The organism is Streptomyces sp. GESEQ-4, assembly GCF_017948455.1.
Taxonomy (GTDB): Bacteria; Actinomycetota; Actinomycetes; order Streptomycetales; family Streptomycetaceae; genus Streptomyces.
Window position 1 is genome coordinate 334,731 of sequence record NZ_JAFFSU010000005.1, and the last position, 26,835, is coordinate 361,565.

The window sequence follows — 26,835 nt, forward strand, 5'->3', positions numbered from 1 at the left end:
GGTCAGCCGCCGAGGAGCGGTGCCGAGAAGCGGCAGCTCACGGGCTGGGCATGGGCGGGGTCGAGGGCGTTGCCGACGAGTTGCAGGGCGTTGGAGTCGTAGGCGATCGACACGTGTTCGGAGCGGTCCTGGGGACAGACCTCCTGAAGAAGGATGTTGCGTACGGTCGCGCCCGGCCCCGCCTTGAGGAACTGGTGGTGGTACGGCGTGACGACCTCGTCGTATCGCGTGGTGATCACTGTGTAGTCGACGCCCGGCTGTGTGTCGCCGTCCCGGTCGAGCGTGGTGTGCACCTGGGACCCGACCATCTGGTCCGCGTACGCCTGCCCCGCGACGAGGGACACCGTCTGGTTGAGACCGAGTTCGGTGGTGAGGGTGCCCAGGCCGGACGCGGTGGCGCCGTGGTTGGACGGGGCCAGGCCGATGAGCCGGCGGACCTTGTTGTGCGCCGGGTCCGCCGGGTTCGTACCGCCCTCGAACCGCAGGTACCAGCGGGGCAGCACGCCGCCGCCCTGGGAGTGGCCGACCAGGTCGACCTGCTTGGCGCCGGTGGCTTCGAGTACCCGGTCGACGTAGCGGGCGATCTCGCGGGCGGAGTCGGGGATGTGGCGTGTGGCCTTGAACGGAACTCCCGGTTCCCCGCCGTAGTTCGGCGCGAAGACGCAGTATCCGGCGTTCTTCAGCCAGGTGGACAGCGTGATCCAGTTCAGATTGGCGTTCGACCAGGTGGCGTGCAGCAGGACGACGGGGCGGGGGTGAGCGGCGGTCGGCCGGCACTGCCAGTCGTTCGCCCCCGGTGGTGAGGCATCCGGCTGGAGGGTTCCGCGGATCAGGGCCTCGGGGCCCGAGACGGTCGGTCCCGAGGGCGGTTTCGGGGTGTCGGCGGCGACCGACGTGGCCGGGGAGCCGAGTAGCAGGGCCGTGACCGCGCCGAGGGCTGCCAGCCAGGTGATCAGGCGGGAGCGCGGGGCGGGCCGGACGGTGCTATGTGACATGTACTGCTCCTAGTCAGAGTCCTGGTCACACGCAGACGCCCAAGATCATCAAGGAGCGGCCGTCAGTCCCAGGGCCCCGCACCGCACCCACCCCCGTTGGAGCAGCGCTTTTCATACGTGCGGCTCTGCCCAGCCCCGTCACCTCGGTCTTCGGGGTCCTTAGGGTGGGCGGATGGAGATCGCAACCGAAGAGCTGCCGGGCGGGGTGACACTCCGGCTCGCCGGGCCGTCCGACGCGGCCGCGCTCTGTGCGGCCTACGTCGCCAACCGGGACTTCCTCGCCCCCTGGGAGCCGCGCCGCCCGGAGAGCTTCTTCACCGTCGAGGGACAGGCCGAACGCCTCGACGCACGGATGCGGGAGTTCGCCGAGGGCCGACTCGTGCCCTGGCTGCTGGTATCAGGCGGCCGGGTCGTCGGGACGATCACGCTGACCGGCATCACCCTGGGACCCTTCTGCAGCGCCTATCTCGGCTACTGGGTCGCCGCCGACCACCAGAAACGGGGTCTCGCGACCGCCGCCGTACAGCAGGTGTGCCGCATCGCCCGCGACCGCGTCGGACTGCACCGGATCGAAGCCACCACCCTGCTGGACAACACGGGATCCCAACGCGTGCTGGAGAAGTGCGGGTTCGAGCCGATCGGCACCGCCCCGCGCTATCTCCACGTCGACGGCCAGTGGCGCGACCACCGGATGTTCCAGCGGATCCTGCACGACGAGGACCCGCGACTGTGAGACTTCAGGCTCCTCAGCATTCACAGCCGGAGCACAGCGCCGCCCCATCTCCTTGACGGACGGCGCCCATACGTTCCCGACCATGACGGGAAACCACAGGAACACCACGATCACCCGGCGCCGCGCCCTCGCGGTGACCGGTGGCACGGTCGCGGCGGGCGGCCTCGCAGTCGCCGGCTACCAGACGGCCTTCGCCGACGAGACGACGACCGCCGAAGCGACCGCGACCGCCTCGGCGAGCGCCACCAGCGGCAGCGCCTGCATGACGCTGATGTCGAGCGTCACGGAAGGCCCCTACTACCTCGACGGTGCCCTGGTGCGGAAGGACATCACCGAGGGCAAGAGCGGCGTCCCGCTGACCCTGCGCCTCACCGTCGTCGACGCCACCGACGGCTGCACCCCGGTCCCCGGCGCGGCCGTGGAGATCTGGCACTGCGACGCCTGGGGCTACTACTCCGGCTACACCACCGCCAACCCCGGCGGCTCGGCCCCCGCCGAGAGCGAGGACGGCTCCACGGCCAACGACAAGACCTACCTGCGCGGCTACCAGATCGCCAATGCCAACGGGGTCGTCAAGTTCGAGACGATCTTCCCCGGCTGGTACACCCCGCGCACCTGCCACATCCATGTGAAGGTGCACACCGGCGGCGAGAAGGAGGACGGCACCTACGAGGGCGGCAAGGTCAACTTCACCGGCCAGTTCTTCTTCGACGACGAGATCGCCCAGGAGATCTTCACCCTGGAGCCCTACGCCCAGCACTCCGGCAGCTACACCACCCTCGACAACGACATGGTGTACGACGGCGGCGGCGCGTCCAGCGGCCTGCTCACCCTCAAACCGGTCAAGAAGGCCGACCCCTCCAAGGGCTACAAGGGTTTCCTCACCCTCGGCGTAGACCCGGACGCGGAGAACACCGGCGCGGGCAGCGGCGGTGGCGGCGAGGGCGGTACGCCTCCCACGGGCACCCCGCCGAGCGACGCCCCGTCGGCTTCGGCGTCCGCGGCCTCGTAGGTACGACGATGACGAGCCGCGAGGACGAGAGGCTGGCGCAGGCCGCCGTGACCGCGCTGACCGGACAACTGGCGCTCGCTCCCAAGCCCGGCCTGCCCGACCCGCGTGACCTGGGCGCCCGCGCCACGCGCCAGGACCACCGTGCCCTGCGCTGGTCGGCCAAGGCGCTGGCGCCCGGCCTCGCGGCGATGGCCGCGGCGGCCCGCCGCACCGGCGAGCCCACGCCCGGACTCCGTGCCGAACTGGGCGCGATCGGGCGCGGCACCGAGCACTCGGTGGGCCTCGCGGGCGGCGGCCACCGCGGTGCCCTGTGGGCGCTCGGCCTGCTGGTAGCGGCGGCCGCCCTGGCTCCCGGGGCCGGCGCGCGCGACGTGGCCGCGACCGCCAAGCGCCTCGCCGCCCACCCCGACAAGCGCGCCCCGCGCAGGCCCTCCCGGGGCTCCTCGGTGTCCGCCAAGTACGGCGCCGCGGGCGCCCGTGGCGAGGCCCGCGCCGGGTTCCCGCACGTACGGCGGGCGTTGGACGCGCTCACCACGGCCCGCTCGGCCGGCGCCACGGAGGGCGAGGCCCAGCTCGACGCCCTGCTCACCGTGATGTCCACCCTCCAGGACACCGAGCTGCTGTACACGGCGGGCCCGCTGGGACTGCGCCATGTCCAGGCCGGCGCCCGCGGTGTCCTGGCGGCGGGCGGTACGGCGACGGAGGCGGGCCGCGAAGCCCTGACCGCCCTCGACGCCGACCTGCACGCGCGCGCGTGGAGCCCACGGGGGAGTGCGGGGCTGCTGGCGGGGGCGCTGTTCCTGGACTCGCTGCCGGTCAGCGCACGCGTACCGGCAGCGGCCTGACGTCACGTTGCATCCGGCCGGCGGCCACCCGGGCCGCCGGCCCCATCGCATACGACGCCGCCAGCGTCACCGCGCCCAGCAGCAGCCAGCCCGCCGTCCCCCACCCCACGAGCAGCGTCGTCAGGACGAGCGGACCGGCGGTGCGGGCGACGGTCACGCCGGTGCCGAAGAAGCCCTGGTACTCACCGACCCGGTCGGCCGGCGCGAGCTCGAACGACAGCTGCCAGGACCCCGCCGACTGCCCCATCTCGGCGACGACCTGCAGTACCGCGCCGATCACCAGGACAGTCACGGCCACCCACGACGAAACGCCCGCCGACAGCGCGAACACCGCACACGCGGCCAGCATCACCCAGCCCGACCACCGCACCGCGCGCGTGGCCGTCGCGAGCCCCGTGATCCCGCGCGCCGTCCGCACCTGAAAGGCCATCACCGCCCCGGTGTTGAGCACGAACAGCGCTGCCACCAGCCAGGCCGGAGCATCCGTGCGCTCAGTGATCCACAGCGGTATCCCGAGGCTGAGCAAGGGCATCCGCAGCAGCAGCACGGTGTTGAGCAGCGTGACGACGGCATACGGCCGGTCACGCAGGACCCCGAGCCGCTCGGCACGCTCCACGCGCGCGTGGGCGACGGCCGGCAGCCTCAGCAGCAGCCCCGCACACACCACGAAGCTCGCCGCGTCCAACGCGAACACCCCGAGATACGCCGTCCTGGTCCCGGCCTGCAGCGCGAGCCCGCCAAGACCGGCGCCCACTGCCAGACCGGCGTTGAGCGTCGCCTGCAGATGCGCCAGCAGCCCGGTCCGCTCCCCGGCGGACACCAGCCCGGCCAGCAGCGCCTGCCGGGCCGCCGCGAGCCCGGACTGCGCGGTGGCGTACGCACACGCCGCGACAACGAACGGCACAAAGCCCCGTACGACAAGGAACGACGCCACCGCGAGCCCCGTCGCCAACGCCAGCAGCACGGCCGTACCGCGCGGCCCACGCCGGTCCGCGAGCCGCCCCAGCGGTACGCCCGCCAGCGACCCCACGCCCCACGCGAGGGTGAGCCCGAGTCCCACGCGCGCGGGGTCGAGGCCGACGACATGGGTGAAGTACAGGGCGGACGTCACGTAGAAGGCGCCGTCGCCGACCGAGTTGGTCAGCTGAGCCAGGGCCAGGACACGCTGCGGGCCTGCGGGCGGGACGAGGGAGTTCGGCATGCCGTCGACACTAGAAGTGCACTGGACCCCTCAGAAGGCCCAATCAACCGCTCGTTCAGTGGCCCAATTTCAGCGGTCCAGCACCTTCCCCAACACCTCCAACGCCTCCGGATACACCCGCTCCCGAGGCGTCCCGTACCCCACGACCAGCCCCTGCGGCCGCCCCTCACCGGATGCGTGCCAGTGCTCGCCCAGATGACCGACAGCGAGCCCCGCGGCCTCCGCCCGCTCCAGGGCAGCCGCCTCGTCCTCGACCTCCACCAGAGCGTGCAACCCGGCCGCGATCCCCCGCACGTGCCGCCGCGCCCCCAGCCGTTCCACGAGCCGGTCCCGGCGCCGCCGGTACCGCAACCGGCACGCGCGCACATGACGGTCGTACGCATGGCTGTCGATCAGCTCGGCGAGCGCCAACTGGCCGATGGACTCGGTGTGATGGTCGCTGTGCAGCTTGGTGTCGGCCACCGCGTCGACCAGGTCCGGCGGCAACACCATCCAGCCGAGCCGCAGCGCGGGCCCCAGCGTCTTGGAGGCGGTGCCCAGATAGACCACCTGCGCCGGTGCCATCCCTTGAAGGGCGCCGACCGGCTGCCGGTCGTAACGGAACTCCCCGTCGTAGTCGTCCTCGACGATCAGCGCACCACGCGCGCGTGCCCAGTCGGTGAGCGCCCGCCGCCGCTCGGGACGCAGCGTCACACCGGTCGGATACTGATGCGCCGGCGTGACGACCACGGCGGCCGCATCCCCGAACCCCTCGACGCAGGCTCCCCCTTCATCGACCGGGACGGGCACCACGCTCCCGCCGCCACGCCGCACCACCTCCCGGTGAAAGGGCAGCCCGGGATCCTCCATCCCGAAGGTCCCGCCCTCCAGCACACGCGTCAGCAGCGAGAGTCCCTGCACATACCCGGAGGTGATCACGATCCGCTCCGGCGGCGCGATGACCCCCCGCGCGCGTCCCAGGTATCCCGACAGCGCGGTCCGCAGTTCGACACGCCCTCGCGGATCCCCGTAGTCGTACGCCGCGGAGGGCGCCGTGGCGATGGCCCGCCGCAGCGCGCGCAGCCAGGCGGCAGCGGGGAACGCCCCCACATCCGGACTCCCCGGCCGCAGATCGAACAGGGGCGCACGCGCGCGTGCGGCTGCCTCCGGCGGCTCGGTGGTGGCGGAGGGCAGCGGCGCGACCTGCGTACCGGCACCTTGCCGAGCGGTGAGATACCCCTCGGCGACGAGCTGGTCGTAAGCGGCCTTCACGGTCCCCCGCGAAACCCCCAACTCAGCCGCGAGCCGCCGAGTAGCGGGCAAGGGGGCCCCAGGAGCAAGCCGCCCATCCCGAACGGCGTCACGCAGGGCACGCTCAAGTCCCGCGCGACGCCCCTCAGCAGCGATGACTTCTAGATGCAGGTCCACACCAACCCCGCCAGGGGCGCGGGGCTGTGACATTTGCGGCTCCGCCGCGTGGGCGCGACCAGCCACGAACTACCCGCAGCCGAAACTCAACCCTTGAGCCGAGCCATCCACGCCTCCACCTCATCAGACCGCCGAGGCAACCCACCCGACAGATTCCGGTTCCCACTCTCCGTCACCAGAATGTCGTCCTCGATCCGCACACCGATCCCCCGGTACTCCTCCGGCACCGTCAGGTCATCGGCCTGGAAGTACAGCCCCGGCTCAACGGTCAGACACATCCCCGGCTCCAACGTGCCGTCGACATACGTCTCGGTCCGCGCAACCGCACAGTCATGCACGTCCAGCCCGAGCATGTGCCCCGTGCCATGCAGCGTCCACCGCCGCTGCAGCCCCAGCTCCAGCACCCGCTCCACGGGCCCTTCGACGAGCCCCCACTCGACCAGCTTCTCGGTCAGCACCCGCTGCGCGGCGTCATGGAAGTCCCGGTACTTCGCCCCCGGCTTCACCGCCGCGATCCCGGCCTCCTGAGCCTCGTACACGGCGTCGTAGATCTTCTTCTGGATCTCGCTGAACCGCCCGTTGATCGGCAGCGTTCGCGTGACATCGGCGGTGTACAGGGTGTGCGTCTCGACGCCCGCGTCCAGCAGCAGCAGCTCACCGGAGCGCACGGGCCCGTCATTGCGCACCCAGTGCAGCGTGCAGGCGTGCGGTCCGGCCGCGCAGATGGAGCCGTAGCCGATGTCGTTGCCCTCGACCCGCGCGCGGAGGAAGAACGTGCCCTCGATGAACCGCTCGGAGGTCGCCTCGGCCTTGTCGAGGACCTTCACCACGTCCTCGAAGCCACGCACGGTCGAGTCGACGGCCTTCTGCAGCTCGCCGATCTCGAACGCGTCCTTGACCAGCCGCGCCTCGGACAGGAAGACCCGCAGCTCCTCGTCCCGCTCGGCGGTGACCTTGTCGGTGAGCGCGGCCTCGATGCGGGTGTCGTAGCCCCGTACGACCCGGACCGGACCCGTGGCCTCCGCCAACGCGTCCGCCAGCCCGCGCACGTCCGCGGCCGGGATGCCGTACAGCTTCTCCGCCTCGCTCAACGAGTGCCGGCGGCCGACCCACAGCTCGCCCTGGCCGGAGAGCCAGAACTCGCCGTTCTCGCGGTCGGAGCGCGGCAGGAGGTAGAGCGTCGCCTTGTGGCCGTCACCGACCGGCTCCAGGACGAGCACACCGTCCTCGGTCTGGTTACCGGTGAGATACGCGTACTCCACCGACGCGCGGAAGGGGTACTCCGTGTCGTTCGAGCGGGTCTTCAGGTTGCCCGCGGGGATCACCAGCCGCTCGCCCCGGAAACGCGCCGACAGCGCGGCACGCCGCGCGGCGGTCTCGGCGGCCTGGGCGATCGGCTCCAGGTCGCGCAGCTCCGTGTCGGCCCAGCCGGACTTCATGTTCTCGGCCAGCTCGTCGGACACGCCCGGGTACAGGCCGTTCTTCCGCTTCTTGATCGGCTTCTCGGTCTCGTCCGGGGTCTCCGGTGTGAGCTCGTCGGCCACGGTCATCCTCCTAGATACGGCACTGGACCCCCACCATCGTACGGTCGCGAGGAAGGGGGCCCAGGGCCGGAAGACCTGTTACCGGCTGCTACTCGAAACGAGCGGCCAGTAGTACGACGTCCTCCGCGGAGTCCGTTTCGTCCCGCCCGTCCGGCAGTACGGTCCGCAGGATGTGGTCGGCGATCGCGGCCGGATCCCGGCGCAAGCTCCGGGGTACGCCGGCCGCCGCGGCGTGCAGCCGGGCGAAGGCGCGGTCGGTGGGGTCGCCGGTGCGGTGCAGCAGCCCGTCGGTGTACAGCAGCACCGTCTCCCCGGCTCCCACCTCCAGTTCCACGCTGGGCGCCTCCCAGCAGGCGAGCATCCCCAGCGGCGCGGACACGGACGTCTCCACGAACTCCGTGCGCCGCTCACCGATCAGCAGCGGCGGGGTGTGTCCCGCGCCGGCCAGCGTGATCTTGCGCAGCGCCGGCTCGCAGTAGGCGAACAGGGCGGTGGCGGACCGGGCCGGTTCGGTCAGCCGCAGGAGCAGCTCCAGGTCGGACAGGACGGCGACGGGGTCCTCGCCCTCCATCACGGCGTACGCCCGCAGGGAAGCCCGCAGCCGGCCCATCGCGGCGACGGCGCTGGGTCCTGAGCCGGTCACCGAGCCCACGGCCAGGCCGAGCGCGGCGTCCGGCAGCGGCAGCGCGTCGTACCAGTCGCCGCCCCCGCGCGGGCCGGTGCGGTGCCGGACGGCGAGCTGCATGCCGGCCACCCGCGGCAGCCGTGAGGGGAGCAGTTCCTCGGCCATCGTCGCCATGCACGCGCGCGTGCGCTCGACTTCGAGCAGCCGGGCCAGGTGCTCGGTGGCGTAGCGGACGTACAGACCGACGAGGTGGCGCTGCCGCTCTACCGGCTCGGCGGGCTCGTCGTAGAGCCATACGGCGGCACCGAGGCGGCCGGCGGCGGACGTGGACAGGGGGAGCGTGTAGCTGGCGGCGTAGCCGAGGCGCGCGGCGACCTCGCGGTGCCGGGGGTCGAGGCCGTCCTCGGCGAACAGATCGGGCTGGACGATGCCGTCCTCGGTGCCGGGCAGACCGTCGAGAATCCGGCCGAAGGGCATCGCGCCGCGCGGCACGGTCTCGATGTGGCCGAGATCGGCTCGCGCCAGGCCGAGGCCGATGGTCGTGTCCGGTCCCAGCCCGTCGCCGGGCTCCAACGCGACGAGACCGCGCCGGGCGCCCACGAGGGCGGCTCCGGCGCGCAGCACTTCCTGGAGGGCGTCCGCCAGTGCGGCTGTGCGGGCCAGACGTTCGGTGAGTTCGTGGAGAGTCGTGAGGTCGGAGACCCAGCCGGCCAGGCGGTCCTGGAGCAGTGCGCCGGGCGCGTTCGGGGCGGGGACGGCTGGGCCGGCCGCGTTTTCGGAGGCCGCGGGCGCGGGCGCGACAGTGTGTGCGGGCGACGGAACCGTTGTATCGATTCCAGCCACTTTCGGAGCGTGAGGGGCGTTCATGGTGTCCGGCTTTCCGACCGGTGCGTATTGCTCGATAGCATCGCAAACCCCCATGTCATTCTGCGCCGCTAGCAGTGTCTCCACATGTACACGCACTCGTGAGGGGATGTCCAGCATTGTCCTGCTGGGATTCCTGGTGTCCGTGGGATTTCAGTAGACCTCTTGCGTAAAAGCGAAGTTGGCTCAAAACTGCCTCGGGTAACAGCCTATTGCGGTCGACTGGCCTTGCTCCACGGAGCGTCACAGCGGTCGTGATGGGTACGTACTCGGTGAAGGCCAGGGGTGGTTGGGAATCACCCGGAACCTGGCGACGGACCCGGGCGTCTTAACCACCGACGACCGTGCCCCATCCTCCCGTGGCGGAGGCGAAGAGAAACACGCGCGACAGCAAAACGCCAGACTTCGCCACCCCACGCCACGCCCGTGCTTTTGATAGACGCAGTATGGACGAGGCTGCCGCGGAAGCTGCAACGCTCGGCCCATAGGGGTTCCCCATGCCTGGGGCTGGGGTGTGATGCGCCAATAGGTACGCACAGTGAAGTGATCGACACATGGTGTGAGTGGTCCACGGTGTTGCCAGCGGTGCAACGGAAAGGAACGAGCGCTCATGCGCGAGATCCTCGGAAGGCGACGCAGGCTCCTGTCCCAGCGCAGTGACGGGGGGCCTGACATGATCAGCGCGGCCCTGACCTTCGCGACGGAATGGCAGTGGCCCGTACTCCCGGGCGCGGCGGCAGACCCTCAGGGGCGCTCCCGCTGCGCCTGCCCGGACCCGGACTGCACGGTTCCCGGCGCACACCCCTTCGACCCCGGCCTCCTCACGGCCACCACCGACGCCCGCATGGTGCGCTGGTGGTGGACCAACCGGCCCGCCGCGCCGATCGTCCTGGCCACCGGCGGCAAGGCTCCGTGCGCGGTCTCGCTGCCCGCCCTGCCGGCCGCCCGCGCGCTGGGCGCCCTCGACCGCATGGGCATGCGCCTCGGCCCGGTCGTGGCCTCGCCCACCCGGTGGGCGCTGCTGGTGAAGCCGTACTCCCTGGAGCAGCTGGGCGAACTGCTGTACGCCCAGGACTTCGTCCCGGGCTCGCTCCGCTTCCACGGCGAGGGCGGCTATCTGGCGCTGCCGCCGTCCGAGACCGGCCAGGGGCAGACCCGCTGGGAGCGCGCGCCGCTGCCCGGCTCGGCCTCCCCGTGGGTGCCCGACGTCGAGGCCGTGGTGGACGCCGTGGTCGAGGCGCTCACTCGTACGGGTGTGAGCGCGCCCGAGTTGTAGGGGTGTCGGGCGCGCACCGGGCCGCGTGCCCCAATCCGGTCGATATCGTCCCCTTCATGAATATTCGCCTGATCGCCCTCGCGGGCGTGGTGGCATGCGCGATCGCGCTGCCACTGGCTGTTGCGTCCGCGGGGCCCGTGGGCGACCAGGACCCCGAGGCCGTACGACCGTCCCGTCAGCCGGACGCCAAAGCGCCCTCCCCCGAACCCGTCGACGCCCCTGGGCTGCTCGGCCTCGGCCTGGCCACCGCCGCCCGCTGCGGCCCCGAACTCACCTCGCCCGACGGCATCGAGGCACAGACCTGTGTGATGACCCAGGGTGAGGACACCTGGGCGCGCACCTACTACCGCAATGCGAGCGGGGACGCACTGGACTCGGTGCTGAGCCTCATGGGGCCCGGTGGCCGCACCCTGCAGATCCGCTGCGCGATCGGCGCCGACGACGAGCCGGCCACCTGTGAGACGCCGCGGGAGCGGACGCGGGGCGACGTGGGTGCCTACACGGCGGTCGCGGAGTTCGCGTCCCGGGCCGGCGAGGGGCCGCTGCTGCTGCGGTCGGGGAGCAACTCCGGGGCGCCTGCGGGCGGTTGACGCGCCACGGGTCTTCACCCTCGCGCGCTTCTTCGCACCCCCGGCGAGGCGGCCACATGAAAAGACCCGGTTGCTGGCGACGGGGGATGCACCAGCAACCGGGCTATTGGAACGGTAACAAGAGATCGGCTGTTCGCAAATTCGATCTCTCGTTTTGCTCGGCTATTCGGACACCGACTCGCCTGCCGGAACGGGGAGTTGTGGACGGAGCCGGCCGTTCCGGCAAGGCTCGCTCCGGCTGACCGACCGGTCAGCCGGAGCTGTCGGTCAGCTGAGCGTGACCTGCCGGTTGGTGAGGCCGCCGCGCGCGCGGCGCTCGTCGGCGGTGAGCGGAGCCTCCGTGGCCAGCGCGGTGGCGAGGCGCTCGGCGAACTCGGCGGCCGGCTTCTCGATGTCCTGCGCGGTGACCTCGCTCGGCAGGTCCCAGACCGGGACGGTGAGCCCGTGAGCACGGAAGGAGCCCACCAGCCGGGTGCCCTCCCCGAGGCTCGACCTCCCGGCCGCGTGCAGCCGCGCGAGAGCGTCCAGAAGCTGCTCCTCCGGATGCGGCATGACCCACCGCAAATGGTTCTTCTCCGGCGTCTCGCACCAGTACGCGGCATCCACGCCGGTCAGCTTCACGGTCGGGATGGCCGCCGCGTTGGCCCGCTCCAGGGAGGCGGCCACCTCCGGAGCGGCGTTGTCCGCGTCCGAGACCCAGAACTCGAAGCCCGAGTGCACCACTGGCTCGAACGGGCCTTCCGGGGCGAGCAGATCCTGCAGCCGCGGACCGTCGCCGGGCGCCCGGCGCCCCTGCACGGGCGTGCCCGGCTCGGCGGTGAGAGCGTGCTGGAGGGTGTCGGCGAGGTCGCGGCTGATGTCGCCGGACGCCGTGTCGTTCTGCAGGCCGAGCAGGACCGAGCCGTCGTCGCGGCGCAGGGCGGGCCAGGCCATCGGCAGGACCGTGGCGAGCGTGACCGACGGAACGTCCTCGGGCAGACCGTCCTTGAGCGTCAGCTCCACGGTCGCGGCCGGGACCAGCTCACGCAGTGCCACCCAGTCGCACTCGCCCGGCAGGCCCTCGAACGGGCGCTGCACCAGCTCGGTCACCGCGTGCGCGGCGGCCCGGCCGTGGCACGCCTTGTAGCGGCGGCCGCTGCCGCATGGGCAGGGTTCACGGGCACCGACGACCGGGATCTCGGCATCTGTGAGCTGCGGCCGCGGGGCCTTCGTCTGGGGTCGCTTCTTGGCCATCGTCGTGTCTCCCGGTTACGGCTCGTGTCGTACGGCGGGAGCCTAGCCGTTCACACCACTGCCGACGGGAACCCTGTGGACAACGTGGCCGACCCGGTGCGACGGGGGCTTCAGTCCAGGTCGTCGAAGGCGTGTCCGAAGTCCAGGTCGGCTATCGCGGACACCCGCGGAGCGGCGACACGCGTAGCGAAGTCGTCGCGTCGGCGACCGGCGTCGGGGTCGTGCACGTCGTCGTGGACCACGACCCACACCGTGACCTCGCCGCGGGCGTCGTCCCGGACGCCCCAGTCGTCGGCCAGCGCGGTGATGATGTTCAGCCCGCGGCCGCCGTGTGCGGTGACCGAGGGCGTGGCCGGAGCCGGGCGGGTGGGCCCACCGCCGTCCGTCACCTCGACCGTGAGTCTGCCGCGCCGGTCCACCCGCCACGCGGCCCGGACGTCGCCGTCCCCGGCCAGGGCGTCACCCAGCGGCCGACCGTGTTTGCACGCATTGCTCAAGAGTTCGGAAAGAATCAACACGGCATCGTCGATGACCGATTCCGCCACACCACCCGTGCGCAGCTGAGCGCGCATACGGTGTCTCGCTTTCCCCACGCCCGCAGGGCCATGGGGTACGGCCATGCTCGACGACGTGGGCACCTCCTGTGCCACCACCAACGCCACCCCCGAGACCTCCTTTGCCCCACGCCACGGTGTGGATGCCCCATTGGCCTGAACCGGAAACCGGCCAGGGAACCTTCGGTGACGCATTCGCAACGATCGAATACGCATCGAACGCGCCGGTGCACTCCCTGTGACGATGTGGCTTGATTTCGCCGGTGTGGCCGAGATCGGAGGATGCTGTATGCGGGCTGCGGGGGTCAAGCTTTGTTTCATGGTTCACCGACCGAGTCGGCGCAGCACCTCGCCCGGGCGGTTGGTGATGATGGCGTCGATGCCCAGGTCGACGCAGAGATCGACGTCCTGCGGCTCGTTCACGGTCCAGACGTGCACCTGGTGGCCGGCTCGCTTCAGGCGCTCGACGTAAGCCGGATGGTTGCGCACGATCCGGATCGAGGGGCCCGCGATCCGGACACCGGCGGGCAGCCGTCCGTCGCGCAGCCGGGGCGAGACGAACTGCATCAGATAGACCGTCGGCAGGGTCGGCGAGGCGGCTCGGACGCGGTGCAACGAGCGGGCCGAGAAGCTCATGATCCGCACCTGGGACTCCGCCGGCGTGGCGGGCGCGTCCAGCCCGAAGCGCTTCAGGAGCAGTAGCAGCCGCTCCTCGATCTGGCCCGCCCAGCGGGTGGGGTGCTTGGTCTCGACGGCCAGCTCGACCCTGCGGCCGGTGTCGGCGATGAGTTCGAGCAGTCGCTCCAGGGTCAGGACGGAGGTGTCCTCCGGGTCCTCGGGCAGATGCTCCCAGTCGGGCTCCTCGTCCCGCATCCGCAAGGAGTCCCGGTGCTTCCAGGAGCCGAAGTCCAGGGCCGCCAGCTCGGCGAGCTCCAGGGCGGAGACCGCTCCGCGGCCGTTGGAGGTGCGGTTGACGCGGCGGTCGTGGACACAGACGAGATGGCCGTCGGCGGTCAGCCGTACATCGCACTCGAGGGCGTCCGCACCGTCCTCGATCGCCTTCTTGTACGCGGCCAGGGTGTGCTCGGGAGCCTCTTCGGAGGCCCCGCGGTGGGCGACGACTTGAATCCGTTGCTGCCGTGCAGGGGTCACCGCGTCATGGTGCCACCGCGAGGGGGTAGGCGTGACGGCGATACCTCTGCGTCGGACACGCGCGCGTGGCGGGCGGGGGCGTCGAGATGCGCCCATCCTGCCCGAAAGGTCCTATATAAGGGATGGTCTCGCACCCACAGCAACCGCTTATGGTGCTCTGACGGCCCGTGGGAAAAGCTGTCAGCAGACAAAAGAAGCACATGCACAGCTGAATCGCGCCGGACCGACGACAAGCGTGAGCGCGTGTGACCGAGTGCGACCGAGAAGAACAGCCGTGGATCGAGGAGAAAAGCTGTGAGCACCGAGAACGAGGGCACTGCGGTACCCCCGGCCCCGTCCGCACCTCCCGTGCCGGTGGAATCTCCCGCAGCTTCCACGCGGCCGGCCGCGCCGACGGCTCCCATACCGTCGGTGCCCGCTGGTGCCCCGGACCATGAACCGGCCCGCAGCGCGCCCGCCTACGCGTCGGCCGGATCCCCGGGCGCCCACCCCCAGGGCGGCGGGTCCGCCCCGGACGCCTCCTGGCCGCCCCCGCCGCCCGCCACTCCGTCTTACGGGGACGCAGGCGGCTCGGGAGTCGGCTCGTACGCCGACGGGGGCTCTGGAGGGTCGGGCTCCGGCTGGGGTGCCGGCTTCCCGCCGCCCGCTCCCAAGCCCCGTAGCAGGCGCGGTGGCCTGGTCGCCGCGATCCTGACCGCCGCCCTGGTCGCGGGCGGCCTGGGTGGCGGCCTCGGCTACACCCTGGCCAGGAACAACGACAGTGGCGACTCCACGACCGTCTCCGCCTCCGACAGCGGCGGCACCGTCAAGCGCGACGCGGGCACGATCGCGGGCGTGGCGGACAAGGCCCTGCCGAGCACGGTCACCATCCAGGCCGAGTCCTCCAGCGGCGAGGGCGGCACCGGCACCGGCTTCGTCTTCGACAAAGAGGGCCACATCGTCACCAACAACCATGTGGTGGCCGAGGCGGTCGACGGCGGCAAGCTGACGGCCACCTTCCCGGACGGCAAGAAGTACGACGCCGAGGTCGTCGGCCACGCGGCGGGCTACGACGTCGCGGTCATCAAGCTCGAGAGCGCCCCGTCGAACCTGAAGCCCCTGACCCTGGGCGACTCCGACAAGGTGGCCGTCGGCGACTCCACCATCGCCATCGGCGCCCCCTTCGGCCTGTCCAACACGGTGACGACGGGCATCATCAGCGCCAAGAACCGCCCCGTGGCCTCCAGCGACGGCACCGGCAGCAACGCGTCGTACATGAGCGCCCTCCAGACCGACGCCTCGATCAACCCGGGCAACTCCGGCGGCCCGCTGCTGGACGCCCAGGGCAACGTCATCGGCATCAACTCCGCGATCCAGTCCACCAGCAACGGCGGCCTGGGCGGCACCAGCCAGTCCGGCTCAATAGGGCTGGGCTTCGCCATCCCGATCAACCAGGCCAAGTACGTCGCCCAGCAGCTGATCAAGACCGGCAAGCCGGTCTACGCCAAGATCGGCGCGTCCGTCTCCCTGGAGGACACCACGGGCGGGGCGAAGATCACCGAGCAGGGTGCCAGCGGCTCCGAAGCCGTCGAAGCCGGCGGCCCCGCGGCCAAGGCCGGCCTCAAGCCCGGCGACGTCATCACCAAGCTCGACGACCGAGTGATCGACTCCGGCCCGACCCTCATCGGCGAGATCTGGACCCACCAGCCCGGCGACAAGGTCAAGATCACCTACGAACGCGACGGCCAGACCCGCACCGTGGACCTCACCCTGGGCTCCCGCGTCGGAGACAACTGACCCGCACACCCCCGTGCCAACCGGTTACTCTTGTTCCCGCGCCGCCGATCACCGGCAGCGCGGGGTGGGTTGCCCGAGCGGCCTAAGGGAACGGTCTTGAAAACCGTCGTCGCAGCGATGTGACCGTGGGTTCAAATCCCACACCCACCGCGCGATGAGCAGCGAGAACGGCCCCTGACCAGGTCATATGGTTGGGGGCCGTTGTGCTGTGCGATGCCCGCTCGGCGCCGTGTCTTCCCGTGGTTTCCCGTGCGATCGGGCACGGGTGGGGCATGCGTGGGCTGTGGGCCGACCACCGCCTTCGTTGATCCATTGGGTGGCGGGCTCGCCGTCGATAAGACGTCGGTGGCAGCCGTTCCGGTCCTCTGGTCGAATGGATATTCGACCAGTCAGTGACCCGCTTTCGCCGCCCTTGCGTTCGTCGGCATAGCCTCGGCACTCATCGGCTACCGCCGACTCGCGAAGTGAACGACGTCAAGTAGCTTCTGTCCCCTCGCTATAGCGTGTGGCTATGTCCGCGTTCATACAACAGCTCCCCGCCTTGATGGGCGTGGTAATCGGCGCCCTCGGGTCGTACTTGGTGGTTATGCGCGGCGATCAAGCCCGCTTCCGTCGCGAGCAGGCGGCCCGATGGGAGGAACGGCGGCTGACGGCCTACGCCAACTACGCCCGGTCGCTGAAGAAGACTGTCACTCTGACCTACCGGATAGCGGCACACCTTGGCAACGATCCTCATCCGCACCCCTTGTCACCGGAGGAGGCAGCGCCCCATTTGGCCGATGCTACTGATGACCGGGATCCGGCCGGGGAAGCACTGTTGATGCTCGGCAGCCCGGACGTGGTGGAGAAAGCCCGCGAATGGGTCGTCGCGATCATGGACATGGAGAGTTTCCTGCGAGACGGGACCCATAGCCCAGAGACGTGGTCTGCCATGCTTGAGCGCCAGCGCGCCGCGCGTGAAAGCTACTACGCGGCCGTCCGGCGCGACCTGGCGCTCCCACCCGGCCATTCCGGGCGATGGCGGCTCGCGCCGACCCAGACTCCCTAATCAGGACTGTTATGACGGCCTGGAGCTGTCGCACTCGGGGATTCGAGCCTGAGGATTGCTTGGCTCGGCCCCCCTCGTCGTCATGCTTAAGCCACCACGCCTCACCCAATGACATGGCCTCTAACGGTTGATCGGAATCTCGTAGACGATCTCGCAGTGGGCGGCGGGCACCACGATGTCCGCCGTCTCCACGGGGCGTCCCTGGTCGCTGTAGTAGGTCCGCCGGATGTGCGTGACCAGAGCGGCCTTCTGGATGCCGAGAAGTGATGCTTCCTCGGTGGTCGCCTGCCGTGGCTCCGGCTGCTCGACCGCGTGGCTGACGGTGATTCCGATCTCCGCCATCCGGTTCACGACGCCCGCTCCGGCGTGCGGCCCTCCCTCGGGCAGGACGACGAGAGTGCCGGCGGTGAGGTCGTACGGTTCCCAACTCGTCGACAGCTGCACCGGCCTGCCGTCGGCGAGGAACTCGTACTCGGTACGGACGCACAGGTCGCCCTCGGCTATACCGAGCCTCGCCGCGATCTCCGCCGGCGCCGGGACCTTGGCGTCGGTCCGGCTCTCCCAGTCCCCCTGCCTGCCCACGGCCTTCATGTCCGCGCGAAACGGGGAGCTCTCGGGCCGCTCGCGCGCCGATGAACGGACAACCCGTACGCGCTGCCGGGGCTCGGCGACGTAAGTGCCGGATCCTGCCCGACCCTCCAGTACGCCCTGGGAAATCAGCAACTCCTGTGCCCGGCGCACCACGTTCTCGCCCACGCCGTACTCCTGGCCGATCTGGGCGCGGGAGGGCAGACGGTCCCCCGGCGTCCACACATGCTCCGCGATCCGCCGCCGGAGTTCGTCGGCGATGCGGAGGTAGGGCGGCTGCTCAGGCATATGGAAAATCTAGTCCACTAGCTCTAATCTAGTTAACTAGCTTCACTCAAAGTGATCGCCGGTGAGGGAGGCTGCCCTGTGCCCGCTTCGGGTCTAAGCGCGGAGGCCATCGCCGCTCGGTTGTCCACCGTCGGGCTCACCACGCGTGTGGAGGAGCACATCCGATGCACGTCGATCGAGGCGGAGGTGCCGGAATCGCTCTCCGCCGAGTCATGGCGGGAGGTCCTGGAAGTGGTGGCCGAGGCCGATCGATTCGGGTTACGCGCCACCAGCATGAACGGCCGCACTCTCTGGGCGGTCGTACGCAAAGCGGGTCCCCCGACGGGCGATGTCGGGGGCCCTGGCCTTCAGCGATAGGAGCTGAGAAAGCGTGTTCAACCGTATCCGTCGTGCCGCTTCGTTCGTAAGTAGGCGGCACCGCCCCAGGGGTCGGCATCGCCGCCCCTTAACGTCCGCCATGTCCACTCGGCCAATGGCAGCTGCATCAGGCCTCTCCGACGGGTCGACGCCGCTCATGGCGAGGCGTCGCGCTGGCGTGGAGGTTCTCGCGGGCGAGGAGACCGCGCTCGTCCGCCCGTACGTGCTGGCCAGTGAGGAGTGGGAGCGGCAGCGCTCTACGGCCCCCGCGAGCACTTGGTACGTCCCGGAAGGGGCCTTCTGATGCACCCCCGCATTGGCCATGCGAAGGCCATCCTCTGTCGGGCGAACCCTTATCTGTCCATCTCGTGCCGGATCGGTACGCACCGCACGTGCACGGAAACCTCCCTGCCCGCGGCGCCGGTGGACATCCCGGTGGTCTACGAGGCGTGCGATTGCTCCTGCCACACGGCCGTTGACCGCAACGCACCGACTGAGGTGGCACCGTGAGGCGACCGGCACCCAGCGCCGCGTTGGCCTCCACGGTCGAGATCACCTCAGCCAGCGTGCAGCGCGGAGACGTCATCGAGGTCGGCGGCCAGCACTGCCGTGTGACGGACCTCTTACAACTGCCCCACGGCGCAGAGCAGCTCGTGTTCGAGTCGGGTGAACTGCTGACCGTGCACAAGCGGACCCGGCTCCTCGCCCTGCGGATGCTGAGAAGGCGGTGATCCAGTCCGTGCCTTCTATGCCTTCTCGCCGTGACGCCATCGCCGATGACCTGAGGGACCAGATCGCGACCGGACGGATCAAGCCGGGCGAACGCCTTCCTTCTGAGGCCCATCTCGCCTCTCAATACATGGTCAGCACGCCGACACTGCGGAACGCTCTCGCAGTGCTCCAGCGGGAGGGCCTTGTCGAGAAGATCCACGGCAAGGGCAACTTCGTCCGTCGCCCCCTGCGCAGAATCACGTACCTCGGCGGAAGGGTTGGGCCCGACGCACTGATCGCTGCTGATGCGGCTCTCCGCGTCACTGTTCGGACCACGCAGATCCGGGCGCCTGGTCATCTGGCGGCTCTGTTGAAGGTGCCGGTCCGCAGCTCACTGACCGAGTTCCTCTACCTCAGCCATGAGGGGGAGTTGCCGCACAGCCTGGCTCGCATCTACGTCCCTCGCGACCTGGCGCCGGCCGCGGTGGCCGGGGACTCGCCTTCCTGCGACAGGACGTGGGCGAGATTTCCGGTGCCGCGCCATCCGCTGGCGCAAGTCCGGGAGACAGTCACCACTCGCCTCCCGACACCGGACGAAGTCCTGACCCTTCGGATCAGCTCGGCCTTGTCGGTTCTCGCGATTACACGCGTGACGGCCGACTCCACTGGGCGCGTGGTCGAAGCCGCGCTTCTGGTGTTCCCGGGAGACCGCGCTGATGCGGTCTTCACCACCCACCACGTGATCGACGAGCCGGGAGACAAGGATGACGGACAAGGGTGAGTTGCGGCTTCTCCCGTGGTCGGGGCCGGATGGCAAGCCCTGCTACCTCAGCACCGACGACCGCGATGGTTACATGTCCCGCCTGGCGGACAACATTGAGGCGGTCCAACTCGGGATGGCAGCCGAACTGCTGGAGCAGGCACAGGAAGTTCTCGGCGCCGAGGACGCGGATCTGGGAGAGCTGCGCCCTCTGACGAGGAAGCTGACCGAAGCCTTGCAGGACGTGCTCCGCGTCGCGACGAGCCGAGGGTTCCTCTTGTCAGTGAGCGATTCTCACCACTCGTGAAGGGGCCCTTCCAGTGGCGTGTACTGGTGTGCGGCGTACAGATACGTGATCAGCAACAGTCGGTAGCGGCTCCTGCGTATGCGCTCAGGATCTGAGCAGGGCCTCTCGCAACTGCGCCGCCCCGCCCGGGAACGTCGGTCGGGGCGGCTGCCGTGTGCGCCGTTCATTGATCGCTTAGCGACGGTCAGGTGGTCCTGGTGTCGTCTACCCGCTCGCCCTCCGCTTGAGACGGCTCGGTCCTGGGAACGTCCGGGTGCTGCTCCATGGCCGCGTTCTCAGCCGGTTCGTCACGCTCGCCCTCGGCCTGGGAGGGCGTGTGAGAGTACAGCCAGCGGTCGTAATCCGAGGCTCCGGTCTTCATAGCGGACCTCCCTTGCTCGCTCAACTCCCATGCTCCTCCCTCGACCGCAGCCAGGGCGAGAGCACGGTGCAGAGGAGGCGCGAGTGTGTTCGCCCACCGACAGACAGCCACGCTGAAGAGGGCCAACCAACGCCGAGCTGTGGTCGGGAAGCCGGATCACAACATCACAGGCGAGGTCCCCTCCTCCATAGACTCGTAAATCGAACACATGATTGAATTTGTGCATGCGACCGTTTCCCGCCGACCTTGCCCGGACGCAGCAGGAGTGGAGCGCCACCTACCGGCAGCTTGCGGAGCAGCCGGGCCGTACCGAGTTGCGCCGACATCTGTACCGGCTGTCGTCTCGGCTGTTCTTCCACCCCTACTGGCGGCAACGGCGGCCAAGCGCCGCGGAGTGGTGGGAACTGCGTGACCTGGGACGGTCGGACGGGGACGTGTGCTGAGTGGCTCCATCAGCGGATCTACCTGCGGCTTCAACGCGACGTGTGCTGTCGTCCGGACACTGAGGGTCCTCAGATGACGTGCTGGAATGCGGGGCCGTACATCCCGGATGATCCTGAAGCCATGTCCGGCCCGATTCGCGTGATCGTGCATCCGCCTTCGCCCACCGGTGGCCGGCGAGTGCGCGTGAACGGTGAGATCCTTGGCCTGGCCCACAATGTGGCCGACGTGGCCGAGTTCCTCCGCCGAGCCGGCCTGGAGATCGACCCCGCTGAGGTCGCGGGGGTGCCGTGGATCGACTGGTGCGGAGTGGGGCCGGAACGCTGGGGCTCGGAGACAAGGGGCTGACGCCCTCCCCAACCGAGGGGCCAACACGCTTTCCAACTGTGGTGGTGGGGTCCTGGGCTCTGGGCAGGGGCGTTCACCTGCGTTCATGGGCGGCTGGCTGCCGGTGCGGAGACGACTCCGGGTCTCGCCTGAACGGCCGTGAACGGGGCTGAATGAGACGGAAAATGAGACGGCCGTGCGTTCTCCAGTCCTTCTTGCTGCCTTGGTCGGCCCGAGAGGGGGTCGCGGGGGTTTTGCTGGCCAAATAGGTATACTTGTCTGGCTTCTTGGCGCGTCCTCACACTTCCGGCATGGTGTATCGGTGCCGTGCGCAGACCGACGACGGGACGTTATGCAAGAACCGAGTGACCGACCCAGACGTGCGATGTCATCACCATCGCGGTCGGCCGGCCGGACGCGTCCCGACACCCCGTAAACGACCTGCGAAGCGTGCCCAACCCCAGCGTCGAGCACCGCGGCAGTCGGCCGCGCCCATGGCCGCCACTCGGCTCCAACGACGCCCCCAGCCTCCAACACAAGCCACCCGAGAGCGTCAGAGAGCGGAGGAGGCCGCGCGGCTATGCCTGGACGTCGTCGAACACGGTGGCACCGCGGTCATCGCTGAGCGCGCCTCCGCCTACGTCTCGGACGAGACGTGGAAAACGCTCGTGAAGCGCCATCGCCGGAGAGGCTGTGATGACCTCGCCCAGTTGGCGCGCAGCATCCTCAAAGGCAAGGATTGGTTGCATGAGGCCGTTGGCCGCGCAGCAGGCGGCCTCTTCGGCTTGCTCGGGCGCCCCAGGATCGAGCGGGTCTTTGCGCAAGAGCTGGCCCGGAGGATCCCACTGCCGGTTGATGCGAAACTCGCGGCAGCTGCGCGGGGCTTGCAGATCGCGGGTATCTATATCTGCATCGTTGGCAACAGGGACCTAGCCGCCTGCGCCTGCCTGCGAGACGTGCTCAAGGTCGAAGGCAAGGAACGCCTACAGCGACTGATACAGGGCGCGATGGAGGACTGGCAGGGGCTTCCTCGCCGCATGCGCGATGGCGTAACCGAGTCATGAGAGTTCGGCTGCGGGGAGGTGCGTGACTCCTAGAGCTGACTCTTAGCTTGGGAAGCAAAGGGCATCTAGGGCTTGCTCCAGTCCTGACCTGCGGCGGAGCGGTGTCGACGCATGGTGGGTGGTCAGTTCGTTCCCCGCCATTCCCCGTTGTTCCCCGCACGATCTGGCACGCGTCTGGCACGGATCGCTGCGTCCCGAACTCTCGGCTGGGCGCTCAGCTTCCGGTGAGCTGGCTAGTTGCCTGCTGAAGCCGTTCACCGTCGGCTGGGGTCGCTGATCGACAGCCCCCAGGGCGGACGCGACTGCGGGAATCTCCCAGCGTTCCGTGAACTGAATGCTCGCACGATCTGGGCCTCGAGCCTAAGAACAGGCTCGATCGGCGCTGGCTTCTTGATTGCTCGCGGTGGGACCATAGATCATCTATCATCCGTTTATGGCCTTCTCTGGAATTCGGAACCTTGCCGCTGCAGCAAAGCGGTCCCCAAGTGACGCCGCCACGTATATCGTAATCGCTGTAATCGCTGCACTCATGCTGCTTGACTTGTCCAACGTCCTTTCTTTGAGTGTCGAAACCTTAGCCAAGGCGACAATCTTTATTCTGATCTTCTTTCTGGGGGTGATAGTGGCGACGAATAGGGCTGCTGTGAAACAACGGACAGCTCTAGAAGAGGTCGTTTCAGTTGTGGGCCGCCTCCAACAGGAAATCGAACTTCGAGGTGTGGGGGCTCAGGCTGTCGAGATCCCGCCATATGAGATCAATGGGCGACTTCAAGCTCTCTTGCAGTCAGCGAATTCCTGGCATTTTCGGGGCGGTTTGGGCAGTTGGCAACGTAGTACTGCTCTGCCAGCCCTAGCAAAGGTGACAAGTCGAGACGTTCCCTATGTCATGCAGGTTCTTAACCCCGCCCACGAGGATCTTTGTCGTCGTTACGCTGACTACCGGGCGCGTTCCCGTCACCGTCCAACGACTGGCGATCCAGGAAAAGTGCGTGATGAACTGCTTTCCCTTCTATATGCTGCGGCATGGTATGGGTACCGCACTCGGATCAACCCGGAAGTCTCCTTCCTGCCTCTTTTTAGCCCTCTGCGCTACGATATGAGTGATGCAGGACTTATCCTGACTGTACCCAATCCGGAAGAGAGGGCGCTGTACGCTCCTTCTAACGGCTGGCATTACACGGCAGTGCGCGATGAGTTGGAGCAGGCCACAGGGGGGCTTCCGCGCGTTATGCTTCCGTCGGAGGCGTCAATGTTCCCTTCAGATTGGACCACTGTCGGTGCGCAGCACGCGCAAGACGCCCTGAGCGCCATGAGAATCAACACAGGAGGACGCTCAAGCCAGCCTCTTCTGAGAAACTGGGCCAACGCTCAGAATCTAGATTTCTCAAGAATCGCGCAACTCGCGTTTGCAGGGAGGGCGAACTAGCGTGGAGCCAATTCGGCGTGCAGTACACATGGTGCGGTCATCGTCGGACGGTAATGCCCTGGCGCTCAATAGCCGGCAACTCCTCAACTGTATTTCTAATAAAGCCGAAAGCTTTCAGGCATTCCTGCATCCTCTTGGTTTCATCCATGCAGAACTAACCGAGCTGTTGGATGAGCAGTTTGCGGGTATGCGGGTGCGCGTTCACATTTGGACTTCGCCTTGTCCTGAGAGTGACGCCCTCGGTCTAGTTCATGATCACATGTGGGAGCTCAAGAGCTGCGTGCTGGTTGGAGAACTGACCGACTTGACTATCGAAGCAGTCGCTGAAGATCGGGGGAGTCATGACGCCATTCGTGTTAAGTACGGTTCGAAGAATGAATTCACTCACGAGGGGCGTGTTAATTTAAGAGAGGTGCAGCGTCGTAATGTGGGGCCCGGTCAGGTATATCACATTCCGTCTAGAAGGATTCACGAGACGGTGATTGACGTGGCGCCGGTCGTTACACTGCTCGTCTCCAAAGATGATCCCCCCGGCAGTCCTGGCCCGCTTATCTTTACGCCGCATCCTGCGGAACTGGCAGGAACTGCTGAACGATCCCTTGTTTCGGGCCGCGAAATTGCCGCGATCTGCCGGGATCTAGCAAATGCAGCTGGCTAGCGCTTCTTGCGTATCTTGCGCTTCTTCTCCTTGACTTCCTTCTCCTTGCGCTGGGCCACACCGTACGCCGACCACGGCCCCTGATGGACTGGGCAGCGCGAGGTGCCTGACACCACGCTCCGCTGACACCAACCGCCCGTCTTGGTGGGCGCCCCACACTTCGTAATGCCGCCTCCCCTAGCCTGATGCGCAGTCCCCAAGGCCTAGGCACAGTGGCCCGCTTCCTTTCATCCGTGAAGGCGCGAACTGTTCACGCTGGAGTGCGCGGGCGCGTGCAGCCGGCCATCAGTTTGGAAGCTGCGGCATTCTGGGACCGGTTGAGACGCTGACCTGAGGAAACGGTGCGGCTGAGGCCTCGTCGGGCTCAGTGGATTCACCGCTGTTCCCCGCTAGATCTGGCGCGCTTGTGATGCGGTCCGTCGCGCACACACCACAGCCGTAACTCTCTGATCCGTAGCTTTATGCAGACCAGTCACAGCCGGTCATAGCAGTTGCGCAACGGCCCCGGAGGGACACCCCGGGACGGGACCGGTTGCTGTGGTTGCTGTACTTCTCTGCTGTACAGCCCGGGTCCGGCGGGGACTACTCAGGACGCCGATCGCGCGCCACGCTCGTACGGCCACCCCGTGAGCCGCCTCTTACTCCCACCGGTTCGGCTTTCGCCTCGGGCGCCCCGGGGCACCTGTTGGCGGGACGACGCAACCCTATGGCCGCCACGGCTCGGGCTCCAAGGCGTTTCCGCGTTGACCGCTTCGCCCCGAAGCAACTCGGGTGGGCCGTTGACCGTGGGGCGGTGCACCTGTCACCAGCTGCAATAGTCCAGAGGTGTGTGGTTGTCCGTCGCCGTACGTGGGCGTTGTCACGCAGTTAGACACGCAGGCGCAGTCCAGCTGTCCAGGCGCGCTGCCCACGCGTCGTCGTGCTCGCGGGCTTGCACAGCCATGCTCCGATCACTGTTAGTCGCAGATCAACCCTGGGAGTCATCCTCTCGTTGGAGAATATTAATTAGGGAGTCAAGAAGCGGATCCACGTTTGTGGCGCTTTCGTGAGCAGCCTCGTAAAGGTCGGCGATCATTTCGAAAAGTTCTCCCCCCAATTCGTGAGAGGAGGCCTGAACGCTCAATTCCCCCACGCCGTCGTAAATCTCCAGGATGAACGGCTGGCGGCCATCGCTATCTTTGCTGTAGACCTGCACGGTTGCGTCTGGCATGGAGGCGGTGTAACCGTCGCGGGTTCGCGACTTACGCATTCGCGTCCAGTCCAGACGGCCTTTTCGCGTTAGAGAGATGACCAGCTCTACTACTCGCTGAAGCTTTGCATAGTTGGGCCCCATACCTATTCTCCTTGCATTCCATAGTTGGCGGCCAGTGAGCCCATTTCTCCAGCTGCTTTACTGATGGCCTTGCGTGCGGCTGCTGAATCCTGCACCAAGTCATTAGATCCGGCGACAAGCGCATTTTTTGCGTCACCGCATGCTGTGATCGACGCCTGCAGGGCTTTCATTACTTTCGGATCGTCTGCCTTTGCGGCCTGCAGGAGCCCTTTTGCTTGCCCTGCTTGCCATCTCCATGTATTAATCCAAGACACAACAAGGCGCACATCATTTTCATTCACTGCCCGATCGATCTCGTCTTCTATTCGCATCAGCTGTGGAATGAGCATAATCAGGGAGGATTTGCTGATTCTATCTCGCATTGACTCTGCGGCTAGCTGAGCTTTTTCTGCAGCTGTTGCTGCACGCCATGATTGCCAGATGGTGACGCCGAAGCCCACCAAGGCAAACGGGATGCTGGTGAATGTAGATGCCTTGTCTACGATGTCGTAAACGGACACCAGCCCTCCGGTTCGGTTGGTCGGCAGGAAGTAGTCGATCTTGCTGTGGCGTATTCTAGTGGTGCGCGACTGGTCATCTGCCTGTATTGGCTAAATCTGTTGGCGCCGATCTCCCTGGAGATGTGGCTCTCCGCATGGATTACTGGCGTCGTTGCGATGTGACCGGTCAGAGTTATCTGTGGGAACTGCCGCCTGCGTAGGGCAGCACTCTGAGGTCGGCGGAACGGCTTTGGGCGGGAGCTGCCATGGGGCGAGTGATCATGGCCCCGTAAGCTTCCGGCGCGTCGGGCAGTCTGTGGACCTGCCCGTTAAAGCACGACGTTGGGGCCATGATCTTAGAGGCTCGCCCCAAAGTGGCTGCCTAAAGCCGTGGAGCCGACCGCCCAGCCACAGAGGGTGTCTCCCACTTCATGCCCGCAGTCGCCTAGCGCGCCGCCGGGCGCGGCCAGCCGGGGCGAAGACAGGAGGCGGGCCGCGCAGGGGCGGCGCGCGCCCGCGCTGTGCGCGGGCCTTGATGAAGTAGGGAAAGTTCTATCCCGCTAGCGTGTGGCGCTTGGGTCTAATCGCGGCTGACACTCGGCAGCTCGGCAGGGCGAAACGCCAGGACTCAGGCGTTGCCAGAACCAGCTGGCCGCTGATGCCCGCACTCCAGCTTCTCGCCGTTGGCGTCGACCACCTCGTAGTCGAGCATCACTTTGTGCGGGTCGCCGTCCTCGTAGAGCCACACCGTGATGACACCCGTCGCGACGACCACCGTGAACTGTGCGTCGCCGTCGCTCATCGGCACCACGATGAAGGTCCCTCGGGGCCTCAGCCAGAAGTCCTCGCCATACGGCTCGATGGACAAGCAGACGTCTGT

29 protein-coding genes and 1 tRNA gene are annotated in these 26,835 nt (G+C 68.1%); 18 read left to right on the forward strand and 12 right to left on the reverse strand.

Going from position 1 to position 26,835, the window contains the following annotated elements; translation table 11 throughout:
* Nucleotides 1-2: 2 nt before the first annotated feature.
* The gene (locus tag KCH48_RS13605) at nucleotides 3-995 is read right to left on the reverse strand and encodes a triacylglycerol lipase (protein WP_210573657.1); all 993 of its coding nucleotides are present in this window, start codon (nucleotides 993-995) and stop codon (nucleotides 3-5) included.
* A gap of 172 nt (nucleotides 996-1,167) precedes the next feature.
* On the opposite strand from KCH48_RS13605, the gene KCH48_RS13610 reads away from it, so the two are divergent.
* The 3 genes from KCH48_RS13610 to KCH48_RS13620 all read left to right on the forward strand — a co-directional run bounded on the left by KCH48_RS13610 (nucleotide 1,168) and on the right by KCH48_RS13620 (nucleotide 3,585).
* Entirely contained in the window at nucleotides 1,168-1,728 is a 561-nt protein-coding gene (locus KCH48_RS13610) for a GNAT family N-acetyltransferase (protein ID WP_210573660.1), read from the forward strand.
* Nucleotides 1,729-1,810: 82 nt separating this feature from the next.
* Entirely contained in the window at nucleotides 1,811-2,740 is a 930-nt protein-coding gene (locus KCH48_RS13615) for an intradiol ring-cleavage dioxygenase (protein WP_210573662.1), read from the forward strand.
* Nucleotides 2,741-2,748: 8 nt separating this feature from the next.
* Nucleotides 2,749-3,585, forward strand: a complete 837-nt coding sequence (locus tag KCH48_RS13620; protein ID WP_210573671.1) for a triphosphoribosyl-dephospho-CoA synthase — start codon at nucleotides 2,749-2,751, stop codon at nucleotides 3,583-3,585.
* Here the strand turns inward: KCH48_RS13620 and KCH48_RS13625 are convergent.
* The 4 genes from KCH48_RS13625 to KCH48_RS13640 form a co-directional block, all read right to left on the reverse strand.
* Nucleotides 3,557-4,786, reverse strand: a complete 1,230-nt coding sequence (locus tag KCH48_RS13625; protein WP_210573673.1) for an MFS transporter — start codon at nucleotides 4,784-4,786, stop codon at nucleotides 3,557-3,559. The two genes, KCH48_RS13620 and KCH48_RS13625, sit on opposite strands and share 29 nt — an antisense overlap.
* A 69-nt stretch (nucleotides 4,787-4,855) precedes the next feature.
* On the reverse strand, nucleotides 4,856-6,226 hold the full coding sequence (locus KCH48_RS13630) for a PLP-dependent aminotransferase family protein (protein ID WP_210573680.1): 1,371 nt from the start codon (nucleotides 6,224-6,226) through the stop codon (nucleotides 4,856-4,858).
* Between the two features lie 53 nt (nucleotides 6,227-6,279).
* A complete protein-coding gene (locus KCH48_RS13635; protein WP_210573682.1) occupies nucleotides 6,280-7,743 on the reverse strand; it encodes an aminopeptidase P family protein in 1,464 nt (487 codons plus the stop codon).
* 82 nt (nucleotides 7,744-7,825) lie between these two features.
* On the reverse strand, nucleotides 7,826-9,346 hold the full coding sequence (locus tag KCH48_RS13640; RefSeq protein WP_210573685.1) for a PP2C family protein-serine/threonine phosphatase: 1,521 nt from the start codon (nucleotides 9,344-9,346) through the stop codon (nucleotides 7,826-7,828).
* A gap of 490 nt (nucleotides 9,347-9,836) precedes the next feature.
* On the opposite strand from KCH48_RS13640, the gene KCH48_RS13645 reads away from it, so the two are divergent.
* Nucleotides 9,837-10,502 (forward strand): bifunctional DNA primase/polymerase, encoded by a 666-nt coding sequence (locus tag KCH48_RS13645; RefSeq protein ID WP_210573687.1) that lies wholly within the window; start codon nucleotides 9,837-9,839, stop codon nucleotides 10,500-10,502.
* Nucleotides 10,503-10,558: 56 nt separating this feature from the next.
* Nucleotides 10,559-11,092: a hypothetical protein gene (locus KCH48_RS13650; protein ID WP_210573689.1), complete on the forward strand. Its 534-nt coding sequence runs from the start codon at nucleotides 10,559-10,561 to the stop codon at nucleotides 11,090-11,092.
* A gap of 267 nt (nucleotides 11,093-11,359) precedes the next feature.
* Here the strand turns inward: KCH48_RS13650 and KCH48_RS13655 are convergent, their stop codons facing one another.
* The 3 genes from KCH48_RS13655 to KCH48_RS13665 all read right to left on the reverse strand — a co-directional run bounded on the left by KCH48_RS13655 (nucleotide 11,360) and on the right by KCH48_RS13665 (nucleotide 14,031).
* The gene (locus KCH48_RS13655; RefSeq protein ID WP_210573696.1) at nucleotides 11,360-12,325 is read right to left on the reverse strand and encodes a DUF5926 family protein; all 966 of its coding nucleotides are present in this window, start codon (nucleotides 12,323-12,325) and stop codon (nucleotides 11,360-11,362) included.
* A gap of 110 nt (nucleotides 12,326-12,435) precedes the next feature.
* A complete protein-coding gene (locus tag KCH48_RS13660; protein ID WP_210573703.1) occupies nucleotides 12,436-13,074 on the reverse strand; it encodes an ATP-binding protein in 639 nt (212 codons plus the stop codon).
* Between the two features lie 129 nt (nucleotides 13,075-13,203).
* Nucleotides 13,204-14,031 (reverse strand): glycerophosphodiester phosphodiesterase, encoded by an 828-nt coding sequence (locus KCH48_RS13665; protein ID WP_210573704.1) that lies wholly within the window; start codon nucleotides 14,029-14,031, stop codon nucleotides 13,204-13,206.
* A 294-nt stretch (nucleotides 14,032-14,325) separates the two neighbouring features.
* On the opposite strand from KCH48_RS13665, the gene KCH48_RS13670 reads away from it, so the two are divergent.
* The 3 genes from KCH48_RS13670 (at nucleotide 14,326) to KCH48_RS13680 (ending at nucleotide 16,855) form a co-directional block, all read left to right on the forward strand.
* Nucleotides 14,326-15,807, forward strand: a complete 1,482-nt coding sequence (locus KCH48_RS13670) for a S1C family serine protease (RefSeq protein ID WP_210573707.1) — start codon at nucleotides 14,326-14,328, stop codon at nucleotides 15,805-15,807.
* A gap of 63 nt (nucleotides 15,808-15,870) precedes the next feature.
* Nucleotides 15,871-15,957: transfer RNA gene (locus KCH48_RS13675), tRNA-Ser, on the forward strand.
* A 361-nt stretch (nucleotides 15,958-16,318) separates the two neighbouring features.
* Nucleotides 16,319-16,855 (forward strand): hypothetical protein, encoded by a 537-nt coding sequence (locus KCH48_RS13680; protein ID WP_210573709.1) that lies wholly within the window; start codon nucleotides 16,319-16,321, stop codon nucleotides 16,853-16,855.
* Nucleotides 16,856-16,975: 120 nt separating this feature from the next.
* Here the strand turns inward: KCH48_RS13680 and KCH48_RS13685 are convergent, their stop codons facing one another.
* On the reverse strand, nucleotides 16,976-17,731 hold the full coding sequence (locus KCH48_RS13685) for a GntR family transcriptional regulator (protein WP_210573711.1): 756 nt from the start codon (nucleotides 17,729-17,731) through the stop codon (nucleotides 16,976-16,978).
* A gap of 78 nt (nucleotides 17,732-17,809) precedes the next feature.
* Between KCH48_RS13685 and KCH48_RS42210 the strand changes: the two genes are divergently transcribed.
* The 10 genes from KCH48_RS42210 (at nucleotide 17,810) to KCH48_RS13730 (ending at nucleotide 24,143) form a co-directional block, all read left to right on the forward strand.
* Nucleotides 17,810-18,088, forward strand: a complete 279-nt coding sequence (locus tag KCH48_RS42210) for a hypothetical protein (protein WP_307840877.1) — start codon at nucleotides 17,810-17,812, stop codon at nucleotides 18,086-18,088.
* Between the two features lie 115 nt (nucleotides 18,089-18,203).
* Nucleotides 18,204-18,392: a hypothetical protein gene (locus KCH48_RS42215; protein ID WP_246885217.1), complete on the forward strand. Its 189-nt coding sequence runs from the start codon at nucleotides 18,204-18,206 to the stop codon at nucleotides 18,390-18,392.
* 202 nt (nucleotides 18,393-18,594) lie between these two features.
* Complete coding sequence (locus tag KCH48_RS13695) at nucleotides 18,595-18,819, forward strand: hypothetical protein (RefSeq protein ID WP_210573715.1); 225 nt, start codon at nucleotides 18,595-18,597, stop codon at nucleotides 18,817-18,819.
* Between the two features lie 17 nt (nucleotides 18,820-18,836).
* Complete coding sequence (locus KCH48_RS13700) at nucleotides 18,837-19,580, forward strand: GntR family transcriptional regulator (protein WP_210573837.1); 744 nt, start codon at nucleotides 18,837-18,839, stop codon at nucleotides 19,578-19,580.
* Nucleotides 19,564-19,866, forward strand: coding sequence for a hypothetical protein (locus KCH48_RS13705; protein WP_210573717.1), 303 nt, complete (start codon nucleotides 19,564-19,566; stop codon nucleotides 19,864-19,866). Before KCH48_RS13700 ends, KCH48_RS13705 begins: the two co-directional genes overlap by 17 nt.
* Nucleotides 19,867-20,451: 585 nt before the next feature.
* Nucleotides 20,452-20,670: a hypothetical protein gene (locus tag KCH48_RS13710; protein ID WP_210573719.1), complete on the forward strand. Its 219-nt coding sequence runs from the start codon at nucleotides 20,452-20,454 to the stop codon at nucleotides 20,668-20,670.
* Nucleotides 20,671-20,791: 121 nt separating this feature from the next.
* A complete protein-coding gene (locus tag KCH48_RS13715; RefSeq protein ID WP_210573721.1) occupies nucleotides 20,792-21,016 on the forward strand; it encodes a hypothetical protein in 225 nt (74 codons plus the stop codon).
* Nucleotides 21,017-21,705: 689 nt separating this feature from the next.
* A complete protein-coding gene (locus KCH48_RS13720) occupies nucleotides 21,706-22,059 on the forward strand; it encodes a hypothetical protein (protein WP_210573723.1) in 354 nt (117 codons plus the stop codon).
* Nucleotides 22,060-22,492: 433 nt separating this feature from the next.
* Nucleotides 22,493-23,485, forward strand: coding sequence for a hypothetical protein (locus tag KCH48_RS13725; protein ID WP_210573725.1), 993 nt, complete (start codon nucleotides 22,493-22,495; stop codon nucleotides 23,483-23,485).
* A 1-nt stretch (nucleotide 23,486) separates the two neighbouring features.
* The gene (locus KCH48_RS13730; protein WP_210573727.1) at nucleotides 23,487-24,143 is read left to right on the forward strand and encodes a hypothetical protein; all 657 of its coding nucleotides are present in this window, start codon (nucleotides 23,487-23,489) and stop codon (nucleotides 24,141-24,143) included.
* Nucleotides 24,144-25,110: 967 nt separating this feature from the next.
* On the opposite strand, the gene KCH48_RS13735 is transcribed toward KCH48_RS13730, so the two are convergent.
* The 3 genes from KCH48_RS13735 to KCH48_RS13745 all read right to left on the reverse strand — a co-directional run bounded on the left by KCH48_RS13735 (nucleotide 25,111) and on the right by KCH48_RS13745 (nucleotide 26,823).
* Nucleotides 25,111-25,476 carry a hypothetical protein gene (locus KCH48_RS13735; RefSeq protein ID WP_210573729.1) on the reverse strand — a complete coding sequence of 122 codons (366 nt, stop codon included), beginning with the start codon at nucleotides 25,474-25,476 and terminating at the stop codon, nucleotides 25,111-25,113.
* 2 nt (nucleotides 25,477-25,478) lie between these two features.
* Entirely contained in the window at nucleotides 25,479-25,976 is a 498-nt protein-coding gene (locus KCH48_RS13740; RefSeq protein ID WP_210573731.1) for a hypothetical protein, read from the reverse strand.
* 607 nt (nucleotides 25,977-26,583) lie between these two features.
* The gene (locus KCH48_RS13745) at nucleotides 26,584-26,823 is read right to left on the reverse strand and encodes a hypothetical protein (protein WP_246885218.1); all 240 of its coding nucleotides are present in this window, start codon (nucleotides 26,821-26,823) and stop codon (nucleotides 26,584-26,586) included.
* Between the last annotated feature and the right edge of the window lie 12 nt (nucleotides 26,824-26,835).